This is a genomic window from Halostagnicola alkaliphila (assembly GCF_055379965.1).
This window is the reverse complement of the sequence record NZ_AP043826.1, coordinates 2,618,094-2,633,041: the sequence shown is the minus strand read 5'-3', so window position 1 is coordinate 2,633,041 and position 14,948 is coordinate 2,618,094. Positions and strand designations below refer to the sequence as shown.

General features: G+C 56.8%; 9 protein-coding genes and 1 tRNA gene. 6 read left to right on the top strand and 4 right to left on the bottom strand.

Annotated elements, in window-relative coordinates; genetic code table 11:
* The first annotated feature begins 33 nt into the window (after positions 1-33).
* Positions 34-108 (top strand) — tRNA-Glu (locus ACZ5C7_RS18330).
* Positions 109-420: 312 nt separating this feature from the next.
* On the opposite strand, the gene ACZ5C7_RS18325 is transcribed toward ACZ5C7_RS18330, so the two are convergent.
* Complete coding sequence (locus ACZ5C7_RS18325) at positions 421-786, bottom strand: hypothetical protein (RefSeq protein ID WP_464377711.1); 366 nt, start codon at positions 784-786, stop codon at positions 421-423.
* A 471-nt stretch (positions 787-1,257) separates the two neighbouring features.
* A complete protein-coding gene (locus ACZ5C7_RS18320) occupies positions 1,258-3,072 on the bottom strand; it encodes a carbamoyltransferase family protein (RefSeq protein WP_464377710.1) in 1,815 nt (604 codons plus the stop codon).
* Positions 3,073-3,646: 574 nt separating this feature from the next.
* Between ACZ5C7_RS18320 and ACZ5C7_RS18315 the strand changes: the two genes are divergently transcribed.
* On the top strand, positions 3,647-4,486 hold the full coding sequence (locus tag ACZ5C7_RS18315) for a carboxypeptidase regulatory-like domain-containing protein (RefSeq protein WP_464377709.1): 840 nt from the start codon (positions 3,647-3,649) through the stop codon (positions 4,484-4,486).
* Between the two features lie 717 nt (positions 4,487-5,203).
* Here ACZ5C7_RS18315 and glmS read toward each other — a convergent pair.
* Entirely contained in the window at positions 5,204-7,012 is a 1,809-nt protein-coding gene (gene glmS, locus ACZ5C7_RS18310; protein WP_464377708.1) for a glutamine--fructose-6-phosphate transaminase (isomerizing), read from the bottom strand.
* A 794-nt stretch (positions 7,013-7,806) separates the two neighbouring features.
* Positions 7,807-8,418, bottom strand: coding sequence for a helix-turn-helix transcriptional regulator (locus ACZ5C7_RS18305; RefSeq protein WP_464377707.1), 612 nt, complete (start codon positions 8,416-8,418; stop codon positions 7,807-7,809).
* A gap of 396 nt (positions 8,419-8,814) precedes the next feature.
* Here ACZ5C7_RS18305 and ACZ5C7_RS18300 point away from each other — a divergent pair, with 396 nt between their 5' ends.
* From ACZ5C7_RS18300 to ACZ5C7_RS18285, 4 genes are all read left to right on the top strand, one after another.
* Positions 8,815-10,209 (top strand): nucleotide sugar dehydrogenase, encoded by a 1,395-nt coding sequence (locus ACZ5C7_RS18300; protein WP_464377706.1) that lies wholly within the window; start codon positions 8,815-8,817, stop codon positions 10,207-10,209.
* Positions 10,210-10,303: 94 nt separating this feature from the next.
* Positions 10,304-11,380 (top strand): DUF354 domain-containing protein, encoded by a 1,077-nt coding sequence (locus tag ACZ5C7_RS18295; RefSeq protein WP_464377705.1) that lies wholly within the window; start codon positions 10,304-10,306, stop codon positions 11,378-11,380.
* Positions 11,381-11,384: 4 nt separating this feature from the next.
* Complete coding sequence (locus ACZ5C7_RS18290; RefSeq protein ID WP_464377704.1) at positions 11,385-12,347, top strand: glycosyltransferase; 963 nt, start codon at positions 11,385-11,387, stop codon at positions 12,345-12,347.
* Positions 12,337-14,316 (top strand): hypothetical protein, encoded by a 1,980-nt coding sequence (locus tag ACZ5C7_RS18285; RefSeq protein ID WP_464377703.1) that lies wholly within the window; start codon positions 12,337-12,339, stop codon positions 14,314-14,316. The genes ACZ5C7_RS18290 and ACZ5C7_RS18285 overlap by 11 nt, the downstream gene beginning before the upstream one ends.
* Positions 14,317-14,948 lie beyond the last annotated feature (632 nt).

Genomic DNA, 14,948 nt, shown 5'->3' with positions numbered 1-14,948 from the left:
TTAAACAACAGTCGGCAGTAGGAATATGTACGCGCTCCGATGGTGTAGTCCGGCCAATCATATTGCCCTCTCACGGCAATGACCTGGGTTCGAATCCCAGTCGGAGCATTTTACGACGAACAAACGGTGAGTCGTAAATGCGACCCTGAGTTCGAATTGCGGAAATCCGAGTGAAGCGAGAATTTGCATCGGGTTCGAATCCCAGTCGGAGCACTTCTATTGCGACCAATATTGTGAACGACGGTAGTGCACAGAATGGCAGTACCTGACGGATAGTGGCACTCACCCAACTGCTTGGTTTCGCTCTCGAGGCACCCGTTTCGGGTTCGATTGGGCACGATGGGGACACGACACTCTGGGTATGATCTCGCAGAGCGTGCCGTCTTCGGCTCTGGTCCACGTTCGCATCAGACGCTCCGCTCAGGAGCTAGATTTCGGAACGTCCCAGTTTCGATACCCCTCGACGAGCAGATAGGCGACGATGAGCCCGATCGCGAGTACGCCGTCGGTGACGGCGGTCGCCGTCCCGTCGACGGCATCGCTTCCGGCGACGACGAGAAATATTGCGATCGCAGCTTTGTGAAAAATAACCAGTTCCCAGACGCCCGGATACTGATTGGGGCGATAGGCTAGTAGGAGGAACAATCCGGCGAACACGAGAAAGCCGAATAGGCGCCAACTTTCGACGACGAACGTTTCGGGTCCTGCGGTCAAGACGGATGAAACTGCCGCAATGAAGGCATAGAGTGCCCCGAACGCGGCAAGTACTAGAATAGCGGTTGCCAACTGCCGCCTCCATGACGGAGTTCGTTTCGAACTGGCCCGTGAAGAAATCCTCATGCAGATACTACGCTTCGACCGAAGATATCCGTTTCGAGGGGGTATCAACGTCTCTCATCCGACTCCTGATCAGTAATTCGCATCTTCTTCGGCAAGAGAATCCCAGCGTTCACGCCGTCATCAGAAATCGGAGATTTCTGATTGCCCGTCAGACGTAGTCTGACGACCGGGCGTGAATCGCTGCACGATATGCTCACGTGACCGGTGACCGTACTGGATGCTACCCAATGTCGTTCGAAAATCAGAGATTTTGCGAGGAGCGGAACGAAGTTCCGCGAGGTCGCCGGCGCTTTACGCCGACTGCTCGAGGGATCGGAGATCCCTCGCTGTCCGCGAAACGTCGGTTACGCTTGATGACGAGAGCGCGAAGCTCTCTCCGCTTACGGCGAGGCGGAGGTCACTACGGGACGCTTGTCATCAGTTCTGTAATGGTGTCGTCTGTTCGTGCCCCGAACTGTAGTTTTCTGACCGGGATCTGGCTGGTTCAGCCAGATGCTGTGATTGGTGCGATTGCGTGGACGTTTTTTCGACGATGTAATCCTCGAGCACGAGGAGGTCGAGTCCCATCCCGTAGAAATCTTTGACCGCTTCGATCGGCGTGTTGACTATCGGTTCGCCGTTGTCGTTGAACGACGTGTTCAGGAGGACTGGAACACCCGTGATATCACCGAATGCTTCGATCAGATTGTAATACCGTTCGTGTTGATCCGCTCGAACGGTCTGTGGTCGGGTCGAACTATCCGAGGGATGAACGACGGCACCCAACTCGTCTTCTTTCTCGGGCTTAATGTCGAACGCTTCGATCATGAACGGAGACGGCTGCCCGTCGATGAGATACTCCTCAGCCGCTTCTTCGAGTAAAGAGGGTGCAAAGGGTCGCCATTCCTCACGGTGCTTGACGAACCGATTAACCTGGTCGCGCGAATCGATAGTTCGAGGGTCTGCGAGAATGCTTCGGGAACCCAGCGCTCGCGGACCCATTTCCATTCGTCCCTGGAACCATCCGACCAGCGCACCGTCGGCGAGTCGTTCGGCGACGTACCGCTCGAGGTTGTCCGGTTCGCTGTAGTCGATCTTGGTGGTCCGGAGCTGTGATTCGATTTCGTCGGAGTCGTACTGGGGGCCGAGGTACACCGTAGATAGCTGGTCGACGGTAGCTGGTGATTGGCCAACCCATCCAGCCCCGAGCGCGAGTCCCGCATCGTTTGCGACCGGCTGGACGAACACGTTATCGACGCTTTCTGCTTCCCGAATACGCTTGTTGAGTTTGCAGTTGAGGGCGACACCGCCGGCGAGTGCGAGATTGTTCGAGCCGACGGTTTTCGTGTGCGTCTGTACGATCTCGAGAACGATCTCCTCGAGCAGTTTCTGTGCGGTGTAGGCGAGGTCTTTCTCCCACTGGTTGAACGATTCCGGCTCCGCTTTTCGCGGTCGGTCGAAGACTTCCTCTAGGAGTTCCACGCCGTGGCCAGTTCCCCATCGCTTCGTGAGTTCGGTGACGTCGTATGATTCTTCGACGTCGATCAGGGTTCGTAACGTGTGTTCGATCTGTGGGTTCTCACTCCCGTAGGGAGCCAATCCCATCACCTTTCCTTCGCCGTTGAACATTCGATAGCCGAGATACTCCGTAATGATCGCAAAGAATAGTCCGAGGCTGTTCGGATGTTCGTAGGTCTTGACGCGTTCTAGACCCCCTTGACCGCCCCGCCAGACGACAGTTGAGTCATACTCACCTTTCGCATCGATTGTCAGGACGAGTGACTCGTCGAATCCTGATGGGTGAAATGCGCTTGCTGCGTGACATCGGTGGTGTGAGAGTCGTTCGATCGGTGGGACGGGCGTGCCGATTTCTTCGAGCCGGGATTCGATCTTTCTGGTCGGGAACAATTGACTCTGAAACTCGGTGACGACGGCTTCTTCGAGCGCGGAAATCTTTCTCGTTATTCCCGGTGCACGAATCGCATCGCCGAAGTAGTGAGATCGGATGTGAGATCGAAGACTGGGATCGTACGGAAGGAGGATTGACTCAAGGTCGCTGAGATCGAGCTGGCGGTAACGCAGACAGGCATTGATCGCGTTCGTCGGAAAGGTGTTGGGGGCGTGTTTTTGTCGAGTAAGACGTTCCTCTTCGACACCGAACACGGGTGTCTCGTCTTCGAAGAGGACTGCGCTAGGGTCGTGTTGCCCGTACAGACCAATTGCGGGTTTGAAAGCAAGCGTATAGTCACTCATAGTTGAACGAAGTCCATCTATCACCGATAATATGAACCTGTTAAACGCCCAACGAGGTTTCAGAACGAGGGAGACGATACTTCACTGCCGGACAGCTGCAACTATTGGAATTAACATGCTCGTTTGCTCATCACTTAATTCTCTTCACAACGGTGTCTTGCAAAGTCGTGAAATGACGGAAACAGAGCCCTGAAATGGCCATTGTTGATATTTCTATTGGCAATATCCGCCGGGATTAGATTCTGTTGTCCGTTTGGAACGGTCTTATATTCAGTATAGTGAACCGCCCAGAGGAGAAACCATATTCGTAATGCATCCATCTACGCCATCGCCGATCGAACCGGGGGTTCGGTCGAAGTTTCGACACTCAGTCTCAGACCAGTGGCTGGAAAACAGATGGCGACGGGCGGTTCCATCGGCACTCTCAGGTTGCCTTGCGTTCGAAATGAATTGGGGCGGGAGTTCACGGACGGGAAACCGTCTGAGTCGGTAATCGCCACCGAGAGTTATGTCTCCTAACGCTCGACAACAGGGTTCAAATACCCGTTCGATCCAGAGTAGTATTCAAATTCTGTTGACAGTCGTCGGTGTCCTCCTGTTGCTGACAGGGCTCGTATTCGCTGCCAGCGGCGTATCGGTCAACAGTGCGATCGATTCGGTCAGTGACCGGTTTGGTGACTCTCCGCCGGCAGATGACGATGAAGCTGACGGCGACGAGAGTGACGGAGACGATACGGAGGTCGAACAAGCGGACGACGGGGGTGATGAGGACGACGGCGATGGCGAATCAGATGAGGACGATAGTGAGGACGACGCTGACGAATCCGATGACGAGGACGAATCCGATAGCCAAGACGAAGCCAACGAGAGCGAAGACGAAGAACAGACGCTGACGACCACGGTCGAAGACGATGACGGAGACGGAATCGAAGACGCCATTGTTGAGGTCGACGGCGGGCCCGGCGTTACCGCGGAGACGACGACCGACGACGATGGCGAAGCGGCGTTCAGCATCGAGAACGGAGAGTACACCATCACTGCCTCCGCAGACGAGTACGGGGAAGCGGACGAAGAAATCGAAATCGACGGTGACGACGAATCGATAACGATCGAACTCGAGGCGGAGGACGACGATGAGGATGAAGAAGCAGGGCCACACACCCTGACGACTGTCGTCGAGGACGACGATGGCGATTCGCTCGACAATGCAACGGTCGAAGTTGCCAACGACGACTTCTTCGGTGCGTTCAGTGGCGAAAATCAGGACGTCGATGACGACGGCGAAGCCGAATTCGAACGCGAAAACGGGGAATATATCGTTACAGCCGAGGCGGACGGTTACGAAGAAGTCGAACAAGCGGTCGAGATAGACGGCGACGACGAAGAGATCACGCTCGAACTCGAACCGGAGTAACCGGCGTGACGGTGGTTTGCGTTTGGCCAGCCGTTGATCGGCCTGGCCGCAGTTTTCCACACACTATCGCCGTTCCTCGCTGATCGGATAGATTTCCTCTCCCCGTCCAATCCTATTTACGGTTCCACCCACTGATTTCTGCGGAAGTAATAAGCGTCAGTAATGTCTTCTTTGACATTCTCTGTGCCGTGAACGGAGAGGGGCCGAAGCTCCCTCAAGCAGTCGGGCGTCACCCGCCGACGGCGAGGTTTTGTGCCTGTTTCGACGGAAGAGGCGCTAATCACCGTCGGGTCAGGCTCGCGTCGCGCCGACGTCGATCCGCACGGCATCGTAAATTCACGTGTGCGAACTGAACGGGCGTGTTGTTCGACGATACGCTTCGTGTCGGAATCGACTTCTTTCGAGTCTCGCTGGTTGTCGTAGACGCTAACCTGTAGCAGACTGATCGCGACGTGAGTTCAGCGGGTGTGATCGGTAACAGTTATCCGCAGACCGATGATATCGGCGTGGCTCTTCGCAACCTTGTGACTCCGTCTCGAAGGGCTCGAGACGACAGAAACCACTATTCGAAGCGTATTGTGGTGCTTGTAGGCCGAATCCCCAATTTCAGGGAATCGTCGAGCACGTTGCTCGAGGACAGCCGTAGCTGAGAAACGCTGATATCAGTTCGAGAACATGGCACTTCGAAGTCGATCACTCAGCGGAACCGAAAGTGCGTCATTCGACCGTGACGCTCTTTGCGAGGTTTCGAGGTTTGTCGATCGGTCGGTCGAGCAGTTTCGCCGCGTGGTAGGAGACGAGCTGGAGCTGAACGTTCGCGAGCAGACCTGCCCAGACGGGATGGGTATCCGGAACTGACAGGTGCGTGTCGGCCACGTCGACGAGCGAATGATCGTCGGGGCCGACTGCGACGATCGGTGCGCCTCGAGATCGGGCTTCGATCGCGTTCGTTTTCGTCTTCTCGTCTCCGCCGCCCGAGTAAACGGCAAAGATCGGCGTTTCGTCGGTTACCAAGGCGAGGGGACCGTGCTTGAGTTGCCCGGAGGCAAACCCTTCGGCGTGCTCGTAGGTGATCTCTTTGAACTTCAACGCGCCCTCGAGTGCGACCGAGTGACTCAGTCCGTGGCCGATGAAAAAGTACGACTTGCTGTCCAGCCACTCTCTTGCGACAGTCTGCGCTCGGCTCGATTCGAGCAGCTGCTCGACGTGTTCGGGCAAGTCATGAAGCGACTCGAGCATTCGTTCTTTATCTGCTGCCGGCTCGGCGCCGGAAATATCGGCGGCGAGACGCTGGGTGAGCAACGCGAGCGTGACTGCCTGAGACGAGAACGTTTTGGTCGCCGCGACGCCGACTTCCGGGCCGGCCCGAATGTACACGGCGTCGTCGGCGGTCCGAGCGGCGGTCGAGCCGACGACATTGGTGACCGCGAGGGAGCGAGCACCGCGACTGGTTGCTTCGCGGACGGCTTCTAAGGTGTCGGCGGTTTCACCGCTCTGCGTGACTGCGACGACCAGCGTGTTCTCGTCGACGGGTCCGGTCGTCGATTCGTACTCACTCGCGCGAAGAACTTCGGTACGAACTCCGGCCGAACGAAGCAATTGGCCGCCGTACATTGCGGCGTGATAGGATGTCCCACAGGCGACGAACTGGACGGCGTCGATCTCGTCGAACGAATCCGCAGGCAGGTCTTCGAAAGCGACTTCGCCGTCCTCGGCACGGCCTTCGATCGTGTTCGAGAGCGAGGTCGGCTGATTAAATATCTCTTTGAGCATGTAGTGATCAAACTCGCCTTTCCCCGCGTCCTCGGGGTCCCATTCGACGGTATCGGTCGAGCGACTGACCGGCTCCCCTTCGAGATCCGTGATCTGGTACGAGTCCGGTTCGAGCACGACAAGGTCGCCTTCCTCGAGGTAGATGACCTCGTCGGTGAAATCCAGGAAGGCTGGAACGTCGCTCGCGAGGAACCATTCGTCATCGTCGAGACCGAGGACGAGCGGCGAGCCCTTTCGAGCGGCGTACACTGCTTCTTCCCCGTCGACGATCGCGGCGATCGCGTAGCTTCCCTTCAGGGTCGAGACGGCCTTTCGAACGGCCGCTTCGGTGTCGCCCGTTTCGTCCCGGTACTCGTCGATCAGGTGAGGGATCACTTCCGTGTCCGTGTCGCTCTCGAATTCGTGGCCCTTCGATCGGAGATCGGACTTGAGTTCGTCGTAGTTGTCGATAACGCCGTTGTGGACGACGGCCACGTCCCCGACGGTATCGGTGTGGGGGTGTGCGTTCTCGTCGGTCGGCGGTCCGTGAGTACTCCAGCGTGTGTGGCCGATTCCCATGTTTCCGTTCGGACGGGCTTCGAGCTGTGACTTGAGTTCGGACACTTCCCCGGAGCACTTGTGTACTTTGACACCTGAGCCGTTCTGGACCGCGATACCCGCAGAGTCGTAGCCACGATACTCGAGGTTTTCGAGGCCCGAAAGTAGCGTTTCTGCTGCATCTCCGTGACCGATCCGTGCAATAATCCCACACATTAGCGACACACCTCAGTGGTCGATACATGTCGTATCGTCGACCGCCAAGTCGATTCCAGTGTTCCGTCCGTAACTGTCCGGTCTTTGAAAACGGGCCCGTTGGCTACGGCGGTACTGAAAGCTCGATTCGAAAGAGTAGCTTCAGATATTCTGGTATTTCGTATCATCGTTATCTCATACCCGTATATGGCGTCCGTCGAGGGACGGCTCAGGTATCTACTAGCGTCTAGTCTTTTAGGGGGCATTACTATAGCAGGGATAAGCTACTACCTATTGAGTGTATAAGAAGATCTTTCTGTCCAAATTCCACGAAAATAATAATTAACAGAGAGATTGTCCGACGGTGTCGGTTGATTTGTTCAATTTTAGTCAGGGAGAACGTCAGACAATCGGTCATCGTTCGGAAAATAGTTGCGCCACGTCGATATGTAGGATACAGGGCTTCTCGTTGGCGTTATCAAAGCGCTAATCGCGATCCACAAGCGACCCTCGATGGCTGTTGTTGAGCAGATAGTCTCGGCCGGCTCAACCGATAGTGGAGAAACGGTCGTCAAACACGTTGTCTGGACCTCGTACGAACAGGTTTCGAACGGCATGTCGGAGACGAATCGTCCCCGAACGTCGTTCAACGAACGGCGATCGGTTCCCGGTAAACCGACGGACGGTAACGTGCAAGCAAATAGTCCGACGGCCCAGTATCGGCAGCGTCGATACCGCCGATCGTATCGCGGCGAGGAGACGGAATCGGCACGTGGTGAGACTACCGACCACCCATGGAGACTGTTTCGACGAATTTAGGCGACCGGGTTACCGACGTTGTCCGAGTCCGACTGATTGTTTTCGTTGATCTCGTCTCTCGCGAGCGTGATGACGTTCTCGCGTCCGAGCGACGTCTTCTCGATTGTTCCACTATCGTGCATCTTCGAGAGCGTTCGGCTGACTTTCGATTTCGACCAACCGGTTTCTTCTGCGATCTGGTGTTGGCGAATTCGACCGTGGTTTTCGACGAGTAATCGAACGACCTGTCCTTCATCGCTCAACAGTTCGGGTGGGGTCTCAGCTGAGACGACGCTATCGTAGGCGGGCGGTTGCTCCCTCGAAGTCGTGTCGTTTTGCGGGACGGATTCAGACTCTTCGTCGTCGGCCAACGCCTGTGTCGGGACCGATAGTTCACGGTCTGACATCGCTTCCGTGACCCGTATCCCAACGAGCGTCGTAATCATGAGAAAGAGAATCACGATCAGGGCGGCCTCCAGATCTGAAACCGTACGAATCATCTGGATCAACACGGGAGGGCCCGCCGAAATTTCGATTATCTCCGGGACGTGAACTGTCGGTACGTCCGGAAATCCGCCGAATTGTGAAATCGAATCCGGAACCGTTTCGGCGGAGTCAATACTAGTCACTGCGGCTTGGAAAACGTCGTTATCGGACTGTGAACTGGGCACCATAGTTTCGCCATTTGGGTGATCGGAGCGCGGGCGAGTGCGTTACTCCGACGCCGCGCTGATCGTACTATGTAGCCGCTCTATAGTACCTTCATTATGGGTTTATACAGTTGCGTTTAACAGGCCGCTAACTCTCGAGCCGATAAAAATCGCTGTTTACGCCGTATTTCCGGTATTGATGCCTGTTCCGATGGGTTCGAACACACGTGACGGTGTCACAACTGTTTATCTGCGGTATAGTAAACCGATCAAACCTGCTTGTCGAGTATGAAGCCGGTTCCACGAACACGGAATCGCCATCTGCGCGGTTCCGTCACACGCCAGCGTGTGATGGGCCAGAACGATATACTACCTATGACCCCAACAATTAGCGATACCGAGGACCGAACTGACGAGCAAGAAAGCAGCCATCGGCCAGTCAATTCAGGACAGGACGCCGTTTCGCTCGAGCACGGACAGTCCGTCGACAAACCGACTGTCTGTGTGGTTGGCCTCGGCTACGTGGGGCTTCCGCTCGCGGTCGGTTTTGCAGAATCTTCGTATCCCGTAATCGGGTACGACGTCGACGATTCGACCGTCGAAACGTTGCAAGCGGGGACGGATACGACCGGAGATCTGACGGACGAGGCAGTTCAACAGGACGAACTCTCCTACACGACCGATGCGACGGCTCTAACACAGGCAGAATACGTCATCATCGCAGTACCGACGCCGGTTCGAGACGACGATCGGCCGGACCTGAGTTACGTCGAGAGCGCGGCGACGACGGTCGGTTCGAAGATGGACGCCGGCACGACGGTTATTTTGGAGTCGACCGTTTATCCCGGCTCGACCCGCGAGGTGCTCATTCCGGCCCTGGAAAGCGCATCCGGGCTGACCGCCGGTGAAGACTTTTTCGTCGGCTACTCACCCGAACGTGCAACCCCCGGTGACGCGGAACACGGTCTTGCAGACGTCATCAAGGTTGTCAGCGGTCAGACTGATGCGGTCCTCGAAGACGTCGCAACTCTGTACGAGTCCATCGTGGACGCGGGCGTTCACCGCGCCCCCTCGATCGAAGTCGCCGAGGCGTCAAAGGTCGTCGAAAACACGCAGCGAGATCTCAATATCGCCTTCGTCAACGAACTCTCGATCGCGTTCGATCACATGAACGTCGATACGCAGGAGGTCCTCGATGCCGCGAGTACGAAGTGGAACTTCCACGGATACCGACCGGGGCTGGTGGGGGGTCACTGTATCCCGGTCGATCCGTACTTCTTCACGTATCGATCGACTCAGGAAGGGTTCGTTCCGGAACTAATGGAAACGAGCCGAAAAGTCAACGAATCTGTTCCGAACCACGTTGCCGACCTGACGATCAAAGCGCTCAACGATTGCGAAAAGGCGCTCAGTACGAGTCGGGTCCTGGTGCTCGGGTTGGCGTACAAGCCGGGCGTCGGTGACATCCGAAGTTCGAAAGTCGCCGATGTTATCGAGGCCCTCCAGGAGTACGACATCGATATCGAGGGATACGATCCGTTTGCCGACAACGACGCCGTCCGAGAGTCGTTCGGTATCGACGTACAGGATACCCTGTCGTTTGACGGGTTCGATGCAATCTTGCTCGCGACGCCACACGCGGAGTTCGAACACATTGATCTCTCCGCGGTTGCAACCGATGTCGCGGAGGACCCTGCCTTGGTGGATGTGATGGGAGCGCTCGAGGAGGCTGACGCGGCGGATGCAGGATTCGTCTATCGGAAGTTATGATGACCAACGCAACGCCGTTGATCGACTCGACTGACGGATGCGGGATGGGGAATACGAAACAAGCGAGACGATTCGACGACGAGGGGGAACACTAATGGATATCATCGTTACAATACAGCATCCGGGCCACGTTCACTTCTTTCGCAACGCCATCGCGGAACTGGATTCCCGGGGACACGACGTTCACGTCTTCGCTCGAGAGAGCGGGGTCGCAGTTGCGCTACTCGATGCCTACGGAATCGAGTACGAGCTTCTGGCAGCGGACTCCGATTCGATGCTATCGCTTGCGACCGTCCAAGCGACGTACGAGGCTCGATTGTTACGCCGAGCACAACGGATCGGTCCCGACGTCATCACCGCGATCGGCGGGGTCGCTGCGGCGCACGTCGGGACGGCCCTTCGGTGCCAAAGCATCGTTTTCTACGACACCGAGCACGCGGCCCTCATTCAAAAGCTCGGCTATCCCTTCGCCGACGTGATCTGTACTCCGGCGTGTTACAACGGAGAGATCGGTCCCAAACAGGTAACCTATCCCGGCTATCACGAACTGGCGTATCTCCACCCCAACCGGTTCGACCCCGATCCGACCGTCCTCGAAAGCGTCGGAGTCGAACGGGACGACACCTTCGCCGTCGTCAGACTGAGTAGTTGGGAAGCCTCCCACGACGTTGGACAGGGGGGATTCGACGACCCACACGAGGTCGTCGACCGGCTCGAGAACGCTGGTGCGGAGGTGTTGCTCACCGCGGAAGGCGACCCACCGGCCGATCTGAAATCCTACGAGTTCACGGCGGCTCCCGAACGGATGCACGATCTCCTCGCGTTCGCGGATATCGTTGTCGGCGAGGGGGCAACGACGGCAGCGGAAGCTGCGGTACTCGGGACGCCGTCAGTTTACGTCAATTCCCAACCGCTCGGATACACGACCGAACTCGAGGAGGAGTACGAGTTATTGTTCGGCTTCAACGAGGCGGATCGCCACGAGAAAGCCCTCGAAAAGGCCGTTTCGATCGTCGAGTCGGCGGACGACAGCGTCGAAACGTGGGAGCGGCGTCGGGAGCGGCTCCTCTCCGAACGCATCGACGTAACGGAACTCATCGTGGATATCATCGAATCGAAAGCGGGCACGATCGAGCCGGATCGGTCCGCAGTTGCAACACACCCTGAATAGCACAATGAAGGTACTACAGTTGGTCACGTCTCCGCGACCGTTTTTCGAGCAGCAGGTATCGGTCCTCGAGGACCGCGGTATCGAGTGTACGGTCCTCGGCGTTCCGGGCGAATACGACGGGAGTTCGGGTCGAACGCCGCTCGACTACGTTCGATACTACCCGAAAATCCTTTCAGCCGTTCGATCGACGGACTTCGATCTGGTTCACGCGAACTACGGGCTTACCGTTCCGTTCGCGCTCGCACAGCCGACGCGGCCCGTCGTGTTGACGCTGTGGGGAACCGATCTGATGAGCGACCAGGGATGGCTCCGATCGATCAGTCGACACGGTGCCAGGCGATCGAACGCCGTTATCGCCCCGAGTCGAGCGATGGGAAAGCGCCTCGAGACGCCGCACGAACTGATCCCGTTCGGCGTGGATACGGACTTGTTCAGACCGATTTCACAGATAAAAGCGAGAAACCGCATCGGGTGGGAGACCGAGAAACCGATCGTACTGTTTCCTTACGATACGGAGCGATCGGTCAAAGACTTCTCCCGAGCTAAAAAGCTCGCCGAGCGAACGGAAACCGATCTCCAGTTGCGGGCGATAAGCGGCGTCAGCCACGACGAGATGCCGTACTATATGAACGCAAGCGATGCGCTGTTGGTCACGTCAAAGCGCGAAAGTGGCCCGATGGTTGTCAAAGAGGCATCCGCATGTAACCTTCCGGTCGTGTCGACCGATGTCGGATTCGTTCGTGAGACCGTCGACGGCGTTTCGAACTGTTTCGTCAGCGACAACGACGACGAGCTGGTCGGCGCTCTCAGGACTATCGCCCGAAAGCGAGGTCGCTCCGACGGACGCGAAGTGATCGACGGGCTCAGCCTCGAGTCGATGGGAGAGATGCTCGTCTCCCTTTACGGACGCCTAGTCCAAACGGACGAATCTACACCGTCTCGGAGGGGTGTCGTGCGTGGAGTATAAATCGCTCTCCGAGCTCAGACCCCTTCGACTCGATACGGTCGCCGCAATCGCCGGACTGTTGATCGCGCTGGCGTTGTTGCCGCTCCAATTGTTCGTTTCCCAGATCTACCTCGAAACGGTGCCGATTATCCTCGGTCTCGCCTGCGTTCTGTACCTCGTCTCGTTATACCAACAGGACGATCTAAACGAGATGCCTGCGCTCCCGTCGAGCGTTGCGATGGCGCTTCCGTCCGTCGTTCTGGTCGGCCTCTCAGCGCTGGTCTTTCTGACCGTTTTCCAAGAGGAACGAACGGTCCTGTTCTTCGGCCTCTCGAGTCTGCTCGGGACGGTGATTCTCTGTCAGATCCTCTTTACCGATGATCGCGATTTTCACCGCGGCGTCGTGTTAACCCAGATCGTTCTGTTTGCACTGGTCTTCCGGTTTACCGCGTTGTACGCGACACAGGGGTACATCGGCGTCGATATCTGGACCCACATGGAGTTCGTGGAAGCGATCTACGACGCCGAGATGCTGGGAGCGATATCCCACGATAAGCACTACGGGTCCCCGTTCTATCACCTGTTAGTTGTGGCGAGTTCGCTCATTTACGACGTCTCTCTTCGAACGGCGTTGTATCTCTCGATGGGGATCGTCATGCCGCTCTCGATACTCCTCATCTACGCGACGGCGAATCTCCTCGTTTCGGACCGATGGGCGACGTTGGCGACCGCGCTGTTCGCGTTCGCCAGTCACGTAACCATGTGGGGACTGCACCTCATTCCGACGAGTCTCGGACTGGTATTCTTCCTCGGGATGTTGTACGCGCTGATCAGGGTGATGCGAGTCGAGTACACGATTCGCGATTTCTCACTCCTGATCCTCTTCGGTATCGCGATAATCCTCACCCACCAGGTTTCGACGTTCATCATGCTCGTCCTGTTGCTGGCGGCGTTCGTCGCACAGATTATCTTCGTGATCGGACCGCTGGGACTGAGCAGACTCGACACGAGCGTCTTTCGATCGAAGAAACCGGTCAACCTGTTCGGTCTCGTCGTCTTCAATTTCGGCCTGACTATCTTCATCTGGTCGCTCACACCGTACGGTGAGAATTCGTTCCTGGCGACGGTGTTACTGTTCTTCACCGACACGTTAGAGGAGAGCGCCGGCCTTCTCAACATCGCGAGCGGATCGTCCGACGACGCTGAAGCCGGCGCCGAACAAGCGGCTCCGACGCTGCTCGAGCAGGCTGTGCCTTATTTGGATGCGCTTGGATTCCTCCTCCTGCTCGGAGTAACGTTTGCAGGCTGTCTGTACGTCGTCCACAGGCGTCGCGCCGAACAATCCGTCTTTACGCTGTTGTTCGCTGCGGCGATCATGCTCGTATTCGTCCTCGTTCTCCCGATGTTCGGCATCCGAAACTTCATTCCGACCAGATGGTTCGCGTTCCTGTTCGCCCCGATGGCGGTTCTCGGTGCCATCGGCCTCCGCTCGTTCAAACGGAACCTCTCGCCCGAAATCGTGATCTGCGTTCTGTTAGTGTTCACGCTCGTCTATCCAGGAGCGATGATAGTCGCCGTCCAAAGCAACGCGGAAAATCCGGTCTTCTCGGACCAACACGAACGCCTCGCGTACGACGAGGCGGAACTCGCTGCGGTCGAGGCGATCGGTGATCACACCGGTTCCCCAACTGGCAACGAGATTCTCCCGGAACAACAGCTCCACACGGATCATCCGTATCACACGGTGATAAGTCGAACCGGCGCGTATCCGTCATCGACGGATGCGACGATTCCCGACGATGGGGCAGCAGATCATAACTATACCGTCTATCGATCGGCGCAGTCGACCGACGCCACTTACTTCGAAAACTCTGATGGCGAACAGCGGACTAAATCTATCTCACAGGAGCAACTCTGTCGACCGGATCAGGGTGCCGTGTACACGAACGGCGAAGTGACGTTCTGTACGGCCTCGCCGGTAACTAACTGAGCGCGGCGTGACGTTTTCGAACACGACGGTACAAACTGATTCAGCGTAACGAACCAGCCCGACGGCTGGCGGACGTTTGCCGTTGTAACGTTTTCATCTGTTTTCACGAGAGGCGCATCCGCCCACCTCGTATCGATCCGGAAACGAGTTTCAGCGGCCGCTCTGACAGCGTTCGATGGTGATGTGCGAACTCCGGTACGGATCCCCGAAACGAAAGTGGTTCTCACCGACATCGTGTGCAGGTTATTCACTACCGCAGTGAGCCGTTTAGCCCGCGCTTGAACGGATTTGATGACTCAAGAAGGGAATGGTCCGCCTCGTCTCGGGGATCCATCACACGAACGCTGCGTAGTGAGTATAAACCGGGAATTCCATACGGCTGGGAATCTCCTCGCTCACAGCCATCTCCGAGGATATAGCGGTTTCAATCAGTTTCACATTCGGCTGGGAATATCCTGTGGTAGTACTCCGTTCTACCGTTTTGGGACAGGGAGTGTCGTCCGGATTGTTGGGAGTCGTTTCCGACGTGCCCACGGGTTGTCTGGTGAGAGCTCGGTACGTCAGTACAATGAATCGAATCAGGCGGTAGTACTCGGGTTTAACAGGTGGATAGCTCACACCCTCTCGAGTCG